The 15,050-nt window shown below is 67.5% G+C and carries 18 protein-coding genes; 5 read left to right on the plus strand and 13 right to left on the minus strand.

The annotated features are described in order from the left end of the window. Window positions 1–43 precede the first annotated feature (43 nt). Window positions 44–418, minus strand: a complete 375-nt coding sequence (locus EV648_RS13600; protein WP_132290010.1) for a DUF1304 family protein — start codon at window positions 416–418, stop codon at window positions 44–46. A gap of 45 nt (window positions 419–463) precedes the next feature. After that, window positions 464–1,360 carry a LysR family transcriptional regulator gene (locus EV648_RS13605; protein WP_199234583.1) on the minus strand — a complete coding sequence of 299 codons (897 nt, stop codon included), beginning with the start codon at window positions 1,358–1,360 and terminating at the stop codon, window positions 464–466. Window positions 1,361–1,417: 57 nt separating this feature from the next. On the opposite strand from EV648_RS13605, the gene EV648_RS13610 reads away from it, so the two are divergent. Both EV648_RS13610 and EV648_RS13615 read left to right on the plus strand, forming a co-directional pair. Beyond that, complete coding sequence (locus tag EV648_RS13610; RefSeq protein ID WP_132290015.1) at window positions 1,418–2,212, plus strand: NAD(P)-dependent oxidoreductase; 795 nt, start codon at window positions 1,418–1,420, stop codon at window positions 2,210–2,212. A 62-nt stretch (window positions 2,213–2,274) separates the two neighbouring features. Further along, window positions 2,275–2,694, plus strand: a complete 420-nt coding sequence (locus EV648_RS13615; protein ID WP_241995129.1) for an SgcJ/EcaC family oxidoreductase — start codon at window positions 2,275–2,277, stop codon at window positions 2,692–2,694. Between the two features lie 2 nt (window positions 2,695–2,696). Here the strand turns inward: EV648_RS13615 and EV648_RS13620 are convergent, their stop codons facing one another. The 4 genes from EV648_RS13620 to EV648_RS13635 form a co-directional block, all read right to left on the minus strand. After that, a complete protein-coding gene (locus tag EV648_RS13620) occupies window positions 2,697–3,023 on the minus strand; it encodes a putative quinol monooxygenase (protein ID WP_132290018.1) in 327 nt (108 codons plus the stop codon). A gap of 128 nt (window positions 3,024–3,151) precedes the next feature. Then, entirely contained in the window at window positions 3,152–4,168 is a 1,017-nt protein-coding gene (locus EV648_RS13625) for a proline racemase family protein (protein WP_132290021.1), read from the minus strand. Then, a complete protein-coding gene (gene proC / locus EV648_RS13630) occupies window positions 4,168–4,992 on the minus strand; it encodes a pyrroline-5-carboxylate reductase (protein ID WP_132290024.1) in 825 nt (274 codons plus the stop codon). Before proC ends, EV648_RS13625 begins: the two co-directional genes overlap by 1 nt. Window positions 4,993–5,070: 78 nt before the next feature. After that, the gene (locus EV648_RS13635) at window positions 5,071–5,958 is read right to left on the minus strand and encodes a MurR/RpiR family transcriptional regulator (protein WP_132290027.1); all 888 of its coding nucleotides are present in this window, start codon (window positions 5,956–5,958) and stop codon (window positions 5,071–5,073) included. Window positions 5,959–6,070: 112 nt separating this feature from the next. Here EV648_RS13635 and EV648_RS13640 point away from each other — a divergent pair, with 112 nt between their 5' ends. After that, window positions 6,071–6,886: an alpha/beta hydrolase gene (locus tag EV648_RS13640; RefSeq protein WP_132290030.1), complete on the plus strand. Its 816-nt coding sequence runs from the start codon at window positions 6,071–6,073 to the stop codon at window positions 6,884–6,886. Window positions 6,887–6,986: 100 nt separating this feature from the next. On the opposite strand, the gene EV648_RS13645 is transcribed toward EV648_RS13640, so the two are convergent. The 3 genes from EV648_RS13645 to EV648_RS13655 form a co-directional block, all read right to left on the minus strand. Then, the gene (locus EV648_RS13645) at window positions 6,987–7,181 is read right to left on the minus strand and encodes a hypothetical protein (protein WP_132290033.1); all 195 of its coding nucleotides are present in this window, start codon (window positions 7,179–7,181) and stop codon (window positions 6,987–6,989) included. Between the two features lie 302 nt (window positions 7,182–7,483). Continuing rightward, the gene (locus tag EV648_RS13650) at window positions 7,484–8,257 is read right to left on the minus strand and encodes an ABC transporter permease (protein ID WP_132290036.1); all 774 of its coding nucleotides are present in this window, start codon (window positions 8,255–8,257) and stop codon (window positions 7,484–7,486) included. A gap of 8 nt (window positions 8,258–8,265) precedes the next feature. Continuing rightward, window positions 8,266–9,165 (minus strand): ATP-binding cassette domain-containing protein, encoded by a 900-nt coding sequence (locus EV648_RS13655; protein ID WP_132290039.1) that lies wholly within the window; start codon window positions 9,163–9,165, stop codon window positions 8,266–8,268. 81 nt (window positions 9,166–9,246) lie between these two features. On the opposite strand from EV648_RS13655, the gene EV648_RS13660 reads away from it, so the two are divergent. Then, the gene (locus EV648_RS13660) at window positions 9,247–9,993 is read left to right on the plus strand and encodes a TetR/AcrR family transcriptional regulator (protein WP_132290631.1); all 747 of its coding nucleotides are present in this window, start codon (window positions 9,247–9,249) and stop codon (window positions 9,991–9,993) included. Here the strand turns inward: EV648_RS13660 and EV648_RS13665 are convergent. Beyond that, window positions 9,990–10,619 (minus strand): nucleoside/nucleotide kinase family protein, encoded by a 630-nt coding sequence (locus tag EV648_RS13665; RefSeq protein WP_132290042.1) that lies wholly within the window; start codon window positions 10,617–10,619, stop codon window positions 9,990–9,992. The two genes, EV648_RS13660 and EV648_RS13665, sit on opposite strands and share 4 nt — an antisense overlap. 38 nt (window positions 10,620–10,657) lie before the next feature. After that, on the minus strand, window positions 10,658–12,031 hold the full coding sequence (locus EV648_RS13670) for an FAD-dependent monooxygenase (RefSeq protein WP_132290044.1): 1,374 nt from the start codon (window positions 12,029–12,031) through the stop codon (window positions 10,658–10,660). Window positions 12,032–12,118: 87 nt separating this feature from the next. Here EV648_RS13670 and EV648_RS13675 point away from each other — a divergent pair, with 87 nt between their 5' ends. Beyond that, window positions 12,119–12,718, plus strand: a complete 600-nt coding sequence (locus tag EV648_RS13675) for a TetR/AcrR family transcriptional regulator (protein ID WP_199234584.1) — start codon at window positions 12,119–12,121, stop codon at window positions 12,716–12,718. Window positions 12,719–12,786: 68 nt separating this feature from the next. On the opposite strand, the gene ligD is transcribed toward EV648_RS13675, so the two are convergent. Next, the gene (gene ligD, locus EV648_RS13680; protein ID WP_132290050.1) at window positions 12,787–13,767 is read right to left on the minus strand and encodes a non-homologous end-joining DNA ligase; all 981 of its coding nucleotides are present in this window, start codon (window positions 13,765–13,767) and stop codon (window positions 12,787–12,789) included. A gap of 136 nt (window positions 13,768–13,903) precedes the next feature. Continuing rightward, on the minus strand, window positions 13,904–15,049 hold the full coding sequence (locus EV648_RS13685; protein ID WP_132290053.1) for a branched-chain amino acid aminotransferase: 1,146 nt from the start codon (window positions 15,047–15,049) through the stop codon (window positions 13,904–13,906). Window position 15,050: the final 1 nt, after the last annotated feature.

The raw sequence follows: 15,050 nt of genomic DNA on the forward strand, positions 1-15,050 counted from the left end.
TCAATTGAAGATTCCTCCGCCTGCAGCTGAATCCTCCCGGCGGTCAGGTCACGGCGTACACGACCAGCAGGATCAGGTTGGGGAGGGCTTCCATGATGCTGTTCAGCCAGAGTTTGGGTTGGGTTATGAGCATGACGACGGCCAGGAAGATGTGTTGGCAGGCGGTGAAGAGGATGAGGGCGGTGGCGGCGTCGGGGTGGGAGTCGGCGAGGTAGGCGCCGATGAAGAGGGCGGCGGCGGTAGTGAGGTTGTAGTAGGCGATGGAGATGCGCCAGAGGCGAACGGCGTCGTAGTCGGCCGGCTTGATCAGGAACATGAAGTAGAGCCGCGGGTGGCGGTAGAAGAAGATCTCCAGCGCCCACACCACGGTGAGGACCACGCCGATGATGACCGCGAGTACCTGGACTGTCGTGTTCATGTGGTCACCCCCGGGTTCTCAATATGGTACGAGGCTCTGACTATTTCAAGCCCGATCGTGCAGTACCTCGAGGAACGCGCGGGTGGCGGGGGAGGCGGAGATCCCGCGGGTGGTGGCCGAGTACACCTGCCGGGGTGGGATGTCGTCCGGGTGGATCAGCGCGAGCCTGACGTCTCGGCGTACGGCGTCGACGGCGAGCGAGGGGATCAGGGTGATTCCGATGCCGGCGGCAACGAAGCCCTGCTTGGCGATCCAGTCGCGGGCGACGAATCCGATCCGCGGCTGGAACCCGGTCCGCAGGCAGGCGCTGATCAGGGTGTCCTCGGGGCGCGAGCTGCCGGCGATCCACTCCTCGTCCTGAAGGTCCGTCAGGCGGAGCTGGCGCTTGCCTGCGAGGCGGTGGCCGGGCGGCAGAGCGACGTACATGAAGTCGTCGCAGATCTTGCGGAGGTCGAATCCGTCGAGATGCTGGACCGTCGGGTAGCTCACCACTGCCACGTCCGCATCGCCCGCGCCGAGTAGTTCCAGCAGGTCTGGGGTGAACCCCTCACGAAGCGTCACGGTGACATCGGGATGGCGGTGCTGGAAGGTCGCGATGGCTTGGGGGATCAGGGCGGCGTCGGCTGTGGCGAAGGCGGCTACTCGGACGCGGCCGGTGGCGAGTTCGCGGAGATCGGTCAGTTCTCGCCGGGCGGCGTCGAGTCGGTCGAGCACCGCTTCTGCATGAATGAGGAGGCGCCGGCCGGGCTCAGTCAGGCGGACTCCCCGCGGTAGGCGGTCGAACAGCGCGGTACCGGCTTCGTCTTCCAGGGTTGAGATCTGGCGGGAGACGGCGGACTGCGTGTAGCCCAGTGCGGGCGCGGCTGCGGTGAAGGAGCCGAGCCTGGCGACCTCGACGAAGACCCGTAGGAGTGAGGTCGAGAAGTCATGCTGAGCAGTCATGGGTCCCATGCTAGACATTCGCTACTCACATTGCTCAGGCGTGCCTAGCGTGGAGGCATGGACAAGAACACCAAGATTGCGTTTCTGGGGCTGGGGTCGATGGGTGCGCCGATGGCGCGGCGAGTAGCTGATGCCGGCTATCCGTTGACTGTGTGGAACCGCTCGGCCGGACGGGCGGAGGGATTCGAGAAGGTTGCCGCGTCGCCGGGGGAGGCGGTTCGGGATGCGGATATCGTGGTGACGATGCTGGCTGATCCAGCGGCCGTTCGCGACGTGGTGAGCGCGTTGGCCGCTGAGCTCAAGCCGGGCGCGACGCTGATCGAGGCCTCGACGATCGGGCCGGCGGCGCTGGCCGAGGTGACCGCGCTGATTCCGGACGGCGTCAACGTCGTCGATGCCCCGGTGATGGGTAGCGTCGACCGGGCGGCGAACGGCGAGCTGTCGCTGATGGTCGGTGGCGATGCCGACGAGGTGATGCCGTTGCTGGAGATCTTCGGCACGGTGAATCGGACCGGAGCGGCCGGGACCGGGGCGGCGATGAAGCTCGTCCTGATCAACGGGATCGTCAACGGAGTGGCGCTGATCGGGGAGGCGATGGCGCTCGCGGATTCGTTCGGGCTGCCGGAGGAGCAGGTGAAGCGCGCGATGGCGACGTCACCGCTGGCGGGCATCGCCGGTCGAGCATTTGCCGAGGGCTCCTTCTTCCCGGTTCGTCTTGCAGCCAAGGACGTTGCGCTTGCGGCAGCGGCAGCCAAGTTGCCGATAGCAAGCACGATCCACGACCGCCTCACCGCCTACCCCGACGCCACCAACGAGGACGTCGGCCAGATCGTCAAGTACTTCAGAAGCTGAGCACCCTCCCGACAGCGAAGATGCTTGACCTCAAGTGAGCTTCAGGCTGGAGGATCTCGGGCATGGATATCGAGATCTCGGGACAGGTTCCCAGTCAGGGTGACGTTGAGGCGATTCTGGCGTTGGTTGCCGCGGTCGAGGTGGCGCAGCAGACGGAGGACGTCGACGGGTTCATCGCGCTCTTCAGGAAGGACGCGCTCTGGGTGACGGGACATGGCAAGCGGCTCTACGGCCGCGACACCATCCACGAGTTCACCCGCCGCGTCCTTCCGGGTGCGACCAAGGACTCCTACGCGACCTACACACCGGACCACCTGCTCTTCGTTCGCCCCGACATCGCGGTGGTCAACGTCAACCAGACCTACCTCCACCGCGACGGCCAAACCCCCGACGACCATGGCAGCCCGGTCTACTTCCTGGCCAAGGACGGCGCCCACTGGCAGATAGCCGCCGCCCAGAACACCGTCGTAGTACCGGACTGAGGTCAGCGGTTGACGGCCAGCTCGCCTAGTTCGGACCAGTCGTTCTGGGGGAGTTTGAAGTTGACGATTCGGGGGGTTTCGGTGAGGTGGGGTGGGAGGGACTGCTGGGCGGCCTTGAAGTGGGGGGAGTTGACGTGGGCGCCGGCGGCCTCGTCGTCGCGGAAGGCTTCGACCAGGACATACTCCGTCGGGTCGTCGAGGCTGCGGGACCAGTCGAACCACAGGCAGCCCGCCTCGCTCCGGGTCGCGGCGGTGAAGTCGGCCGTGATCTCCGGCCACTTGTCGGCGTGCTCGGGCAGGACCCGGAACTTGGCGGTGATGAAGATCATGACTGGACTCCCAGGAACGAGGACACGACAGGGCGATGCTATCGAGGTCCTCCAGGCCCCGGATGTGTCATTTCGAGACATCTCTGTACTCCGGTACGCCGGACGCGGCCGCAGTACGCCGGAACTGCTCAGCGCAGGGTGAAACCAGTGCCGAGGGGGTCCCTGGGGTCGAGGGTGAAGGTGGCCGTGCCGGTGCGGTACGCGCTGCCTTCGACCTCGGTGATCACCGCGGCACGGTCCTCCGCGACGACCTCCTCGACCACGCGACCGAGGAAGGTGGTGCCGACGATGGAGTCGTGCCGGAGCACCTGACCCGGCCCGAGCCGCCCCTCGTCGGCGAGCAGCGCGATCCGGGCGGAGGTACCCGAGCCGCAGGGCGACCGGTCCACCTCCCCGTCGGCGAAGATCGCGACGTTGCGTTGGTGCGGACCACCATCGTCAGAGGAGCCCAGGTCGTCGTACAGGAGGGTGCCGTAGATGCCGTCCAGGCGGCTGTCGCTCGGATGGCGAGCCCAAGGGGTTTCGTTCAGCGCCCACTTCACCTCGCGGCCGAGCGCGATCAGGTCGGCGTAGTTCTCGGGTGTCACCGCGAGGCCGACCGATGAAGCCTGGACCGATGCGTAGAACGCGCCACCGAAGCTGATGTCGGCCAGGACGAGTCCCCATCGCGTCATCACCTTCGCCGCGCGAGTTACGACGTACGAGGGGATGTTGCGGAAGGCAACGCGTTGTACCAGGCCGCCGGAACAGGTGACCCGGGCAACGACCCGGCCGGAGGGTACGTCGACGACGACCTCGGTGTCGCCGTCGGCCGACGCGGGGACTCGCCCCGTCTCCACCGCCCAGGTGCCGAGCGCGATCGTGCCGTGTCCGCAGGCGGTCGAGTAGCCGTCCTTGTGCCAGAAGAGCACGCCGAAGTCGGCGCCGTCATCGTTGCCGGGGACAACGAATCCGCCGTACATGTCGGCATGCCCGCGGGGTTCGTTCACGAGTAGCTGCCGGACCGCATCGACCTCGGCGGAGGACCGGGCGAACTCACGCCGCTCGGGAACGGTCGAGCCGGAGATCTCCCCGAAGCCCTCGGTGACGATCCGGAAGGGCTCGCCGGCGGTGTGGTAGTCGGTGACGGTCACGGGCTCCGGCATCACGCACTCCTCTGTTCGACGGACCGGTCGCGAGCTGCCTCCGCGGCTGACATCACGGCCGCCCGGACAGCACCGCTCTCGAGGGCGCGGATGGCCGCGATAGTCATACCGCCCGGACTGCTGACTTCCGCACGCAGCCGGACCGCCTCGTCGCCCGCTTCCCGCAGCATGAGGCCGGCGCCGACAGCCGTCTGGTTCACCAGTTCGACGGCGAGCGGCCGCGACAGCCCGAGCAGGACACCGGCGTCGATCAGCGCTTCGGCCAGGTAGAAGAAGTACGCCGGGCCGCTGCCCGAGAGCGCGGTGACCGCGTCCAGTTGGCTCTCGGGGACCCGGACGACGCGCCCGACGCATTCCAGCAGGCTCTGGACTTTGTCCAAGTCGGCCGGCTGAGCATGAGTGCCGGCACTGATGGCGATCATGCCCTCGCCGACAGAGGCCGCGGTGTTCGGCATGCAGCGGACCACGGGGTTCTTGCCGCCCAGCGACTCCTCGATCTGCGCGATGCCGATCGCCCCCGCGGCCGAGATGATCAGGTGGTCGTCGGTGAGGTTCGCGGAGAGCTCGGCGAGTACGCCGGCCACGTGGTACGGCTTGACGACGATGAGGATGGTCCCCGCCCGCAGTGGGGCCTCGTCGAGCGTGGTGGTCGCGACGCCGAAGGTGCTGGTCAGGTACTCCGCTCGCTCGGGCGAGGCCTCGACCACCAGGATCCGGTCCGGGGTGTACGGCGGAGACTCGCCGCCCAGGAGGCCCGCGAGCATCGCGGAGCCCATGTTGCCTCCGCCGATCAACGCCAGGGTGGTCGAGATGTCAGAGACCATCGGGGAGTCCCCTCTCAGAGCGTGGTTGTAGTGAATACTACACCGTTACGGGGATCCGTATTCAACGCTACAAGAGACTCAGAAGCCGAGCTGCTGGCGGATGGTCTCCAGGGTGTGGGCGGACTCCAGGGTCTGTTCGGTGTCGGCCGCGGCGACAGCCTGGGCGAGGGCGTCGGTCACGACGATGGTGGTGAGGACCTCGGGGGTGATGCCGGTGACCGTGTTCGGCACATGGATGGCGACGGTGACGTCGTCCGCCAGCTTCTCGGCGACCAGTTGCTCGCTGAGCAGGATGATGCCGGCGCCGACGGCGCGGGCCCGGTCGATCACCGTCTGGGCGTCGATGATCAGGCGGCCCGGCGCGATCACGATGACGACGTCGCCGCGCTCGATCGCGAGCAGATCGTCGGCCAGCCGGAAGCCCGCGGTCTGGATGCAGCGGCTGCGCCGGCCGAGTCGGCGGAGCTTCAGCGTCAGGTGCTCGGCGGCGACGTAGTTGGCGCCGAAGCCGTACGTGGTGATCTCGCGAGCCTCGAGCATCAGCCGGACCGCTTCCTTGTACGAGTCCATCGCCAGGTGCTCGTCCAGGAACTCGATCCGCTCGATCGCCTCTCTGATCACCCTGTCCCAGACGTGCTTGGGATCGCCGCCGGTCATCTCCATCCGGTTGCGCAGGCGCTCCTCGCGATGAGCCTGGGTGAACGGCGCCGCGACCATGTCCTTCAGCTCGGCCAGCCCGGCGTAACCCAGTAGTTGCAGCGTCCGGATCACGGTCGCGTTGCTCGTCTTGCTCTCCACGCCGAGGTCCTGGGCGGACAGGTAGAGCAGCCGCTCGGGCGAGATCTCCGAAAGGGACCGGCACACCGAACGTGCGGCCGGGGTGAAGGCGTCCCAGTGCTCCCGGATCCGGGATCGCAGCTCGACGATCGCCGCATTCTTGGTAACCCCTGTTACGTCATCGATCATCTGTGTATCATCCGATCCCATCGAGCTGTAACGAACAGTTCAAGGCTCGTAGTTCTGTAGTAGGAACTTCTGCACTAGATGGTATGTCCCCCGCACTCACCGAAGGACATTGATGACCCACACCTCGACGTTCTACCAGCGTGGTTCGACCCCGATCTTCGCGTCGCAGGCCGATCCGCGACTGCACTACTGCCTGTACGTGCCGGCGAACGTGGCCCCGGAGGACAAGGCGCCGTTGGTCGTGATCCAGCACGGCACCGCCCGATCGGCGACGAAGTACCGCGACGAGTGGAAGCAGTTCTCCGAGGACCACGGGGTCGTCATCCTGACCCCGATCTTCCCGGCGGGGCTGGTGGACCCGGCCGACCTGCACAACTTCAAGTTCATCGAGTACGAGGGCATCCGGTTCGACCACATGCTGCTCGCGATCATCGACGAGGTAGCCGAGCGGTACCCGGTCGAGTCCGCGCAGTTCTACCTGCACGGGTTCTCCGGCGGCGGGCAGTTCGTCCACCGGTTCTTCTACCTGCACCCCGAGCGGCTGGCCGGGCTGTCGATCGGCGCGCCGGGCCGGATCACCGAACTGGACGACAGCCTGGACTGGTGGCTCGGTACCAAGGGGTTCGAGCAGAGGTTCGGCCAGTCGATCGATGTCCCGGCGCTGCGCAAGGTGCCGATCCAGATGGTCGTCGGCAGTGAGGACACCGAGACCTGGGAGATCATGAATCGCGGTGAGTCGAACTGGATGGACGGCGCCGAGAAGACCGGCACCACCCGGATCGAGCGGTTGCGGACGCTGGAGCGCAACTACCTCTCCCACGGTCTGGACGTCACCTTCGATGTCGCCGAGGGCGTGGCCCACTCCGGCCGCTCCGTCACCCCGGTGGTCGCCCGCTACTTCGCCGGCCTGATCGACACCTCGGCCTAGCTACTACGTCCGCGACCCCGGCTGGCTGCGGAATTGGAAGTCCGCAGTTGGCCGGGGCCAAGGGAGAGGCGATGCGGTTCAGGTAGCCGGAAGCGATGGATCAAGCGGCTACGCGGGTGCGGTTGCGGCTGGCCCAGACGGCTCGGCGGAGTTTGGCTTTGTCGGGATAGCCGGCGGCTCTGCCGATCATGTAGACGTCATGACTGCGCATGTTCACCATCGCGGCGACGAACCAGACGGGGTTCCCCTCGGCCAGCATGGTGACGATCATCTGGTTGGTGCTGTTCTCGAACATCCTGACCCTCTCCCTTGGTTGTGCTCTTACTGGTACGTCGGATCAGGTCGACCGAATTGGACACGGGTCGCGAAGATTTCTGGGATTTTTTGGCGGCTCGCGCGTTCGGCCGATGAGGTCCGGGCAAACGAATGCCCCGGTCGATGACCGGGGCACTCGCCCGTGCGGGTCCCGGGGGGAGTGGGACCACTACACGTGGGGGGACCTCAAATTTATCTCTACGCCAGGGTCAGCACGGAACGAGACCGGCGATTCTCACCAATGTGTCCGCTGAGCGGTTCGAAGCCTGCCCCGATGGTCGCTCAGCCCCTTGCGCGACGCCGGAAGAGGACTGTCGCCAACGTGAACGAGAACAGGAATAAACCAGTGCACCAGGCCAGGGCGACCCACCCGGTGCCGTTCAGACCAGTCCCGGTCAGGAAGCCGCGCACGGTCTCGATGACCGGCGTGATCGGTTGGTGCTGGCTGATCGGTCGCAGGAACGCGGGCATCGTCTCGACCTGGACGAAGGCGCTGCTCAGGTAGGGCACGAACAGCATGAAGAAGCTCAGCGTGCTCGCCGACTCGACCGACTTGGCGATCACCCCGAGCGCTGCCGCCAGCCAGGAGAGCGCGACGACGTACAGTACCAGCAGGCCGATCGCCCCCAGCCAGTCCAGCGGGCCGGCGTTCGGGCGGAAGCCCATCGCCAGCGACGCGAGCAGGACGATCGCGGTGGAGATCGCGTTGCGCGCGACGCTCGCCGTCACGTGTCCGGTGAGGACGGCGAAGCTGCGGATCGGGAGCGACCGCAACCGGTCGATCATCCCGGTCGTCATGTCGTCGGCGACCGCCATCGCGGTGTTCGAGGCGCCGTACCCGGTGGTCAGCAACAAGATGCCGGGAACAACATAATTGATGTACTCCGTCCCGGTGCTGATCGCGCCGCCGAAGACGTAGACGAACAACGCCATCATCAGCAGCGGCAGCAGGATCGACACGAACAAGGTGTCGACGTTGCGCCGGGTCAGCCGGATGCTGCGGTCGATCATGGTCGCCGTGTCGCTCACCGCGGCGCCGAATCCGTCGTGGGTCATCGCTACTCCTAGGCAGTGAGGGTGAGGAACACGTCGTCGAGTGTCGGGCGGTGTGACGAGACGCGGCTCGGGAGCAGTCCCTCGTCGCGAAGTTGATCGAGCACGTGGTGGAGATGCGCGGCGGTCCCGTCGGACGGCAGGTTGAGTAGTGGCCCGTCGGCCAGACCGCCGAGGAGCCCGGCCGCTTTGCGGGCCACCACCTCGTCGGCGAAGTACAACTCGATCCGTTCGCCGCCGATCTGGGTCTTCAGCGCGTCGGCTGTTCCGGACGCGGTGATCCGGCCCTTGTCGAGCAGCACGATCCGGTCGGCCAGGCGGTCGGCCTCCTCGAGGTACTGGGTGGTGAGCAGGATCGTGGTGCCGTCGCGGACGAGGTCGCCGATCGCGTCCCACATGGTCAGCCGACTGGCCGGATCGAGGCCGGTGGTCGGCTCGTCGAGGAAGATCACCCGCGGGCGCGCGACCAGGCTCATCGCCAGGTCGAGGCGCCGGCTCATCCCGCCCGAATAGGTCTTGGCGCGCCGGTTCATAGCGCCCGTGAGAGCGAACTGTTCGAGCAGTTCCTGCGCGCGCTGCCGGGCCCTGCCATGGCCGAGGTGCATCAGCCGGCCGACCATGACGAGGTTCTCGAGGCCGGTCTGGTTGTCGTCGACCGCCGCGTGCTGACCCGTCAGGCTGATCACCCCGCGGACCTTGGCCGGCTCGCGGACCACGTCGTACCCGGCGATCGTCGCGTGCCCTTCGTCCGGCCTGGCCAGCGTCGTCAGGATGCGGACGATGGTGGTCTTGCCCGCGCCGTTCGGCCCGAGCAGGGCGAGCACCGACCCCTCGGGCACGGCGAGGTCGACGCCCTCCAGGACCGAGGTCGGCCCGAACGATTTCCGCAGCCCCACCGCTTCGACGATCATGTTCTCCTCCGCATTGCGTATTAGGTACGCTAATTAGCGTAGCAGGTACGCAGTACAGGTTCCTAGACTGAGGCGGTGGAGATGAAGGAGCAGCCCGACCTGCCGGCCGATGTCGCCCTGATGTGGGGGCTGCAGGCCGTCACCAAGCGCGGCCCCAAGCCGTCGCTGTCGGTCGAGAACATCACCCGGGCCGCGATCGGGATCGCCGACGCCGAGGGGTTGAGCGCGGTCTCGATGGCGCGGGTGGCGGAGCGGCTCGGCAACTCGACGATGGCGCTCTACCGGCACGTGAAGAGCAAGGACGAGTTGCTGGTGCTGATGTCCGATGCCGCGCTCGAGCGTCCCCAGCCGCTGCCGGACGGGATCGACTGGCGGACCGGGCTGGTCTTCTGGTCGCACGGGGTGATGACCGCGGTGCGGGCCCACCGCTGGTACGCGCAACTCCCGATCTCCGGGCCGCCCGCCGGGCCGAACAACCTCGCCTGGTTCGACTCGGCACTCGGCGCGCTGAAGGACACCGGACTGACCGAGGAGGGCAAGGTCGGCGTGGTGATGGGCCTGATGACGTACGTGCAGGGGGAGATGCGCCTCAGCTCGGACCTCGCCGCCGGGTACGCCGGCAACCCCGACGCCTTCAGCCGGTACGGCGCGACGTTGGCGCGGGTGGTCGATCCGCGCCAGCTTCCGGCACTCGCCGCTGTGCTCGCGGCCGGGGTGTTCGACGATTCGGCGTCGTCGTTCACCGATGACGCCGACGCGGACTTCGATTTCGGGCTGCAGCTCTACCTGGACGGGGTGGCCGGCTTCATCGCGCGGTTCGCCGGCTAGGAGAGTTTCAGGATCGCGTCCGCGGCGGGGGCCGTCGCCGCGATCAGCAACGCGTTCGCCTCATCGCTTCCGTAGGTTTTCGCCCGGGCCTCCTCGGCGGATCGGCCGTAGCGCATGTGCCGGGCCTGCAGGCGTTCATGCCTGATGTCCGCGTCGAGATCGATGTACCAGCATTCGTCCAGCAGCGCGCGACCTGTTGCCCAGGGGGCCTCGTCGAACAAAAGGTAGTTGCCCTCGGTAAGCACCAACGATACCTCCGGCGGGATGGCGATGCTGGCGGCAATGGAATCCTCGAGCTCGCGATCGAACCGTGGCGCCCAGATCGTCTCGTCGGCTGCCTCCTTCAGCCGCTTGAGCAGGGCGACGAACCCGTACCCGTCGAAGGTCTGCGGCGCGCCTTTGACCGGGGCGAGCCCGAGTGATTCCAGCGCCGCCTGCGCCAGGTGGTACCCGTCCATCGGAACCAGCGCGACCTGGTGGCCTCGGGCAACCAGGTCGGCCGTGAGCTGTTCGGCGTACGTCGACTTGCCGGCCGCGGGTGCGCCGGTGATACCGAGGATCGCGCGGTGGCCACTGGTGGCCAGCGCCACGGCGCGAGTCAGTGCGGTCTCTCGATTCAGCTGCACCCCGGAGATTTTGTCAGGCCTGCGCAAGGTCGGCTTGATCAGGCGAGATAGCCGTCCGGGCGGATCAGGATCTCGTCGCCAGCTGAGGCGCAGTAGAACTCGAAGGCTTCAGGCGACGTGTAGGAGGCCGGTTGAGTACTGCGTACTACGGCCACCGCGTGCGGGTGGGCCGTCGGGGTGCTGGGGGAGAACCGCAGCAGGGTTTCCGACGGGCCGCGGAACAGGTCGAAGAGGCGCAGGTGCTTGCCCTGGGCATCGATCAGCGGGGAGTCCGGAGCCCGGTCGCCGGAGGCAAGCGGGGCGGTGTCGCCGGCCGCGCGGTAGCTGACGTCGAGCTGGCGAGTCTGTTCGCCGCGTTCCATGGCTCGCTCGTCCCCGTCGCGGTGCTTCTGCATCAGGTCTTCGCTGATACCGAGGACCCGGGCGGCGTTGGCGCGGCGCTCGCTCTCATAGGTCGCGAGAATCTCCTCGCGTCCGTCCGTGAGTTTCCAGCCGAGGTTGTAGCCGTCCTGGACTCCCGTGTTGAGGCCCTGGCCACCCGTCGGCGGATGGACGTGCGCGGCGTCGCCCGCGATGAAGACCCGCCCCACCCGGAACCGCTCGGCCAGGCGGACGTTGGGTCGCCAGATCGTGGACCAGGTGAGGTTGCGCAGCTTGGCGACTCCCTCGCCGGCGAAGCGGTCGACGAGTTCCTGCAGCGTTGCCAGCGAAGGATCCACCTGGTCGTCGTCGAGCGGCGTACCGAACTGGAACTGGTCGCCGCCGGACAGCGGGGTCATCGCGATCCCGGCCATCGGGTTGTCCGGGCCGGCGAACCAGTGGCCGTAGTCGTGGTCGAGTCCGTCGGCGGAGACGTCGCCCAGCAGCATCCGGATCGTCTCGTCGGTGGTGCCCTCGAAGGCGATGCCGAGGGTCTTGCGGACAAAGCTGCGGCCGCCGTCGGCGCCGACGAGGTAGTCGACCTCGATCGTCTCCCCGGTGGAGAGTCCCGCGGTCACGCCGTCGTCGGTCTGGGTGAAGCTGGTGAGTTCGGTGTTGAGCTCGACCTTGACGCCGAACTCCTCGAGCCGGGCGCGGAGGATCGCCTCGGTGCGTGACTGGCCGAGCATCCAGGCGTTCGGGTACGGCACATCCGGCGTCGGGTCGGCGGGCTCGCTCATCCGGCGCTCGCCGACGAACTTCCCGCCGATCGAGATCCGCATCACCGGCATCGGCATGCCCTGCTCGAGCACCTGGTCGATCACGCCGAGGTCGTCGAACACCTCCAGCGTGCGCGGTTGGAGTCCGTCACCTCGCGAGCCGATGAAGTAGTCGGCCGCCTTCTCGATCAGCCGTACTCCGACGCCGCGCCGGGCCAGGTCGATGGCCAGCGTCAGGCCGGTCGGTCCGGCTCCCGCGATCAGCACCTTCATCTGGTTCTCCTCTTGGCTGAATCTTAATTCACTGAATCTAAATTCAGGATGAACCTCGCTAGGGTGCTCTGTCAAGGAGGAGGTGCTGTGACGACCACTCGCAGGGAGCAGGCGGCCGGGACCGAGGCGGCGCTGAAGCAGGCTGCCCGGGAGGTGTTCGCCGAGCGCGGTTACGTGAACACCAAGATCACCGACATCACCGCGGCGGCGGGCCGGGCGACAGGGTCGTTCTACAACCACTTCGCCGGCAAGGAGGAGATCCTCGAAGCGCTGCTGAAGGACATGCTCGCCGAAGCCGACGAGGCCGTCCACGTCGACGCCACGCATGACGCGGACTTCAGCAAGATCGAGTCGATCCGCTGGCATGTCGCCGCGTTCTGGCGGTTCTACCAGGCGCACATCCCGGAGATGGTCGCGCTGAAGCAAGCGGCGATGGTCAACCCCGAGCTGGGCCGCCGACTCCAGCAGATCATGGTCGACGACGAAGCCCACATGGTCCAGCACCTCTCCAACCTGCCCGGCCCGCAGCCCGATCCGCTGCTACAGATCTCGGCCATGAACTCCTTGATGGAGGGCTTCGCCTACACCTGGCTGGTGGTGAACCCGGCCGCCGGCCAGACCATCCCCGACGACGAAGCCATTTCCCTGCTCACCAACCTCCTCCACCACGGCTTCACCGGCCGCTAAGACAATGGCTACCCGGTCTGGTGAAAATCGGGCTCCGGGGGCGGCGGGAGTTCAAGGCGACAGGCGGGTCACTCGTCCGGGGGTGGGGGTTCTTCGGCGCCTTCGCGTTCGTCGCGGGCGGCCCACTCGAGCAGGGTGTCGAGGGAGTAGGCGGTGTCGTCGATGGTGGAGTGCAGGTCGCCCAGCTCGGCGAAGCGGGCGGGGACCGTGGCGATGGTGAACGCCTTCGGGTCGACATCGTCGATCTCGTCCCAGTGGATCGGCGTCGACACCGTCCCCTCGGGGTTGCCGCGGACCGAGTACGCGCTGGCGATCGTGTGGTCCCGCGCGTTCTGGTTGTAGTCCACGAACAACTTCTTCGGGTCGCGGTCCTTGCGCCACCAGGTCGTGGTGACATCCTCGGGCGCGCGGCGCTCCACCTCGCGCGCGAAGGCCAGCGCCGCCCGGCGTACGTCGGAGAAGCCGTGCTCGGGCTTGATCCGCACGTAGATGTGGATGCCGGAACCACCCGAGGTCTTCGGGTATCCGGTGGCGCCCAGGTCGTCGAGGACCTCCCTGGCCACGTGGGCGACCCGGCGGACCCGGTCGAAGGGGCAGTCGGGCATCGGGTCGAGGTCGATCCGCCACTCGTCGGGCTTCTCGGTGTCGTCGCGGCGGGAGTTCCAGGGGTGGAACTCGACCGTGGACATCTGCACGGCCCAGGCGACATGGGCGAGTTCGGTGACGCACAACTCGTCGGCGGTCCGGTTGTACCGCGGGAAGTGCACGCGCACCGTCTCCATCCACGGCGGTGCGCCGTGCGGCAGGCGTTTCTGGTGCACCTTCTCCCCGGCGACGCCCTCGGGGAACCGGTGCATCATGCACGGGCGCTCGCGCAGCGCGCGGACGATCCCGTCGCCGACGGACAGGTAGTAGTTGACGAGATCGAGCTTCGTCTCGCCACGAGCAGGGAAGTAGACCCGGTCGGGATTGGAGATCCGGACCGTGCGTTCCCCGACCTGGATCTCGATCGCCGGCGTCTTCTTCTTGGCCGCCTTGGACTCTGCCATGCCGCCAACCTAACCGTCCCGGCCGACATCCGGCAGCAACCGCGGACGCGCAGCACTCACCAACCGCACGGCGCGCGCTCAGTTCAGCCGCAACCGAGCACCGAACGTGGGGTTGGTGAGTGCTGGAGGTCCGCGCCTAGGCGAGGCGGGTGAGCCAACCTCGGGGGTCGGGGACGCGGCCGTACTGGAGGTCGAGGAGGGAGGCGCGGAGCGAGGCGGTGACCGGGCCGACGCCGTGGTCGACGGAGTGGTCGCCGATGGTCAGGTCGCCCTCGGCCCAGGCGAGCCGGCCGATCGGGGTGATCACCGCGGCCGTGCCGGAGGCGAACGCCTCGGTGATCTCGCCGCTGCGCACCCCGTCGCGCCACTCGTCCGCGGAGATGCGGCGCTCCTCGACCTTGTGGCCGAGGTCCTCCGCCAACTCGAGCACGGAGGCGCGGGTAACGCCCTCCAGGATCGAACCGGACAACTCGGGCGTGACGATCCGGCCGTCGGAGTACACGAAGAAGACGTTCATGCTGCCGCTCTCCTCGATCCAGCGGCGCTCCACCGCGTCGAGGTAGACGACCTGGTCGCAGCCGTTGGCTACTGCCTCGGCCAGCGCGGCGAGGCTGGCGGCGTAGTTGCCGCCGCACTTGGCTGCACCCGTGCCACCCGGCGTCGCCCGGATCGAGGTCGTCGACAGCCAGATGGAGACCGGCTTCGGGCCCGTGTTGAAGTACGGGCCGGCAGGTGACGCGATGACACCGAACAGGACCTCACGAGCCGGCCGGACGCTCAGTGCGGCCTCGGTGGCGATCATGTAGGGCCGGAGGTAGAGGCTGGTCTCGCCGCTGCCGGCCGGCGGCACCCAGACCTCGTCGACGGTCACCAGAGCACGCAGTGCCGCGACGAAGTCCTCCTGCGGCACCTCAGGCAGTGCGAGTCGCTGGGCGCTCCTGCTGAACCGCGCGGCGTTCACCTCGGGCCGGAACGCCCAGACCGAGCCGTCCACGTGCCGGAACACCTTCAGACCCTCGAAGATCTCCTGCGCGTAGTGCAGCACCGCGGCGGCCGGGCTGACTCGCAGCGGCGCGTAGGCCGTCACCTTCTGGTCGTGCCAGCCGAGGTCGCTGGTCCACGACGCGAGCACCATGTGGTCGGTGAAGGCCTGGCCGAAGCCCGGCTTGTCCAGTACTGCGGTACGCGCCTCCGTCGTCGCCGGGTCGCACCGCAACTCGACCTCGAAGTCCCACGCGTCTGACACCGTCGCTGCCCGATTTTCGACTGTCACTCTCGGCACG

This window comes from Kribbella sp. VKM Ac-2568, from assembly GCF_004345365.1.
Lineage (GTDB): Bacteria > Actinomycetota > Actinomycetes > Propionibacteriales > Kribbellaceae > Kribbella > Kribbella orskensis.

What these genes read in the sequence shown, in the direction of transcription:
- EV648_RS13670 (WP_132290044.1), bottom strand. Translation starts at nt 12,031, where the DNA reads ATGAAGGTGCTGATCGCGGGAGCCGGACCGACCGGCCTGACGCTGGCC.
- EV648_RS13610 (WP_132290015.1), top strand. Translation starts at nt 1,418, where the DNA reads ATGGACAAGAACACCAAGATTGCGTTTCTGGGGCTGGGGTCGATGGGT.
- EV648_RS13605 (WP_199234583.1), bottom strand. Translation starts at nt 1,360, where the DNA reads ATGACTGCTCAGCATGACTTCTCGACCTCACTCCTACGGGTCTTCGTC.
- EV648_RS13600 (WP_132290010.1), bottom strand. Translation starts at nt 418, where the DNA reads ATGAACACGACAGTCCAGGTACTCGCGGTCATCATCGGCGTGGTCCTC.
- EV648_RS13650 (WP_132290036.1), bottom strand. Translation starts at nt 8,257, where the DNA reads ATGACCCACGACGGATTCGGCGCCGCGGTGAGCGACACGGCGACCATG.
- EV648_RS13625 (WP_132290021.1), bottom strand. Translation starts at nt 4,168, where the DNA reads ATGCCGGAGCCCGTGACCGTCACCGACTACCACACCGCCGGCGAGCCC.
- EV648_RS13640 (WP_132290030.1), top strand. Translation starts at nt 6,071, where the DNA reads ATGACCCACACCTCGACGTTCTACCAGCGTGGTTCGACCCCGATCTTC.
- EV648_RS13615 (WP_241995129.1), top strand. Translation starts at nt 2,275, where the DNA reads ATGGATATCGAGATCTCGGGACAGGTTCCCAGTCAGGGTGACGTTGAG.
- EV648_RS13655 (WP_132290039.1), bottom strand. Translation starts at nt 9,165, where the DNA reads ATGATCGTCGAAGCGGTGGGGCTGCGGAAATCGTTCGGGCCGACCTCG.
- ligD (WP_132290050.1), bottom strand. Translation starts at nt 13,767, where the DNA reads ATGGCAGAGTCCAAGGCGGCCAAGAAGAAGACGCCGGCGATCGAGATC.
- EV648_RS13660 (WP_132290631.1), top strand. Translation starts at nt 9,247, where the DNA reads ATGAAGGAGCAGCCCGACCTGCCGGCCGATGTCGCCCTGATGTGGGGG.
- EV648_RS13635 (WP_132290027.1), bottom strand. Translation starts at nt 5,958, where the DNA reads ATGATCGATGACGTAACAGGGGTTACCAAGAATGCGGCGATCGTCGAG.
- proC (WP_132290024.1), bottom strand. Translation starts at nt 4,992, where the DNA reads ATGGTCTCTGACATCTCGACCACCCTGGCGTTGATCGGCGGAGGCAAC.
- EV648_RS13645 (WP_132290033.1), bottom strand. Translation starts at nt 7,181, where the DNA reads ATGTTCGAGAACAGCACCAACCAGATGATCGTCACCATGCTGGCCGAG.
- EV648_RS13620 (WP_132290018.1), bottom strand. Translation starts at nt 3,023, where the DNA reads ATGATCTTCATCACCGCCAAGTTCCGGGTCCTGCCCGAGCACGCCGAC.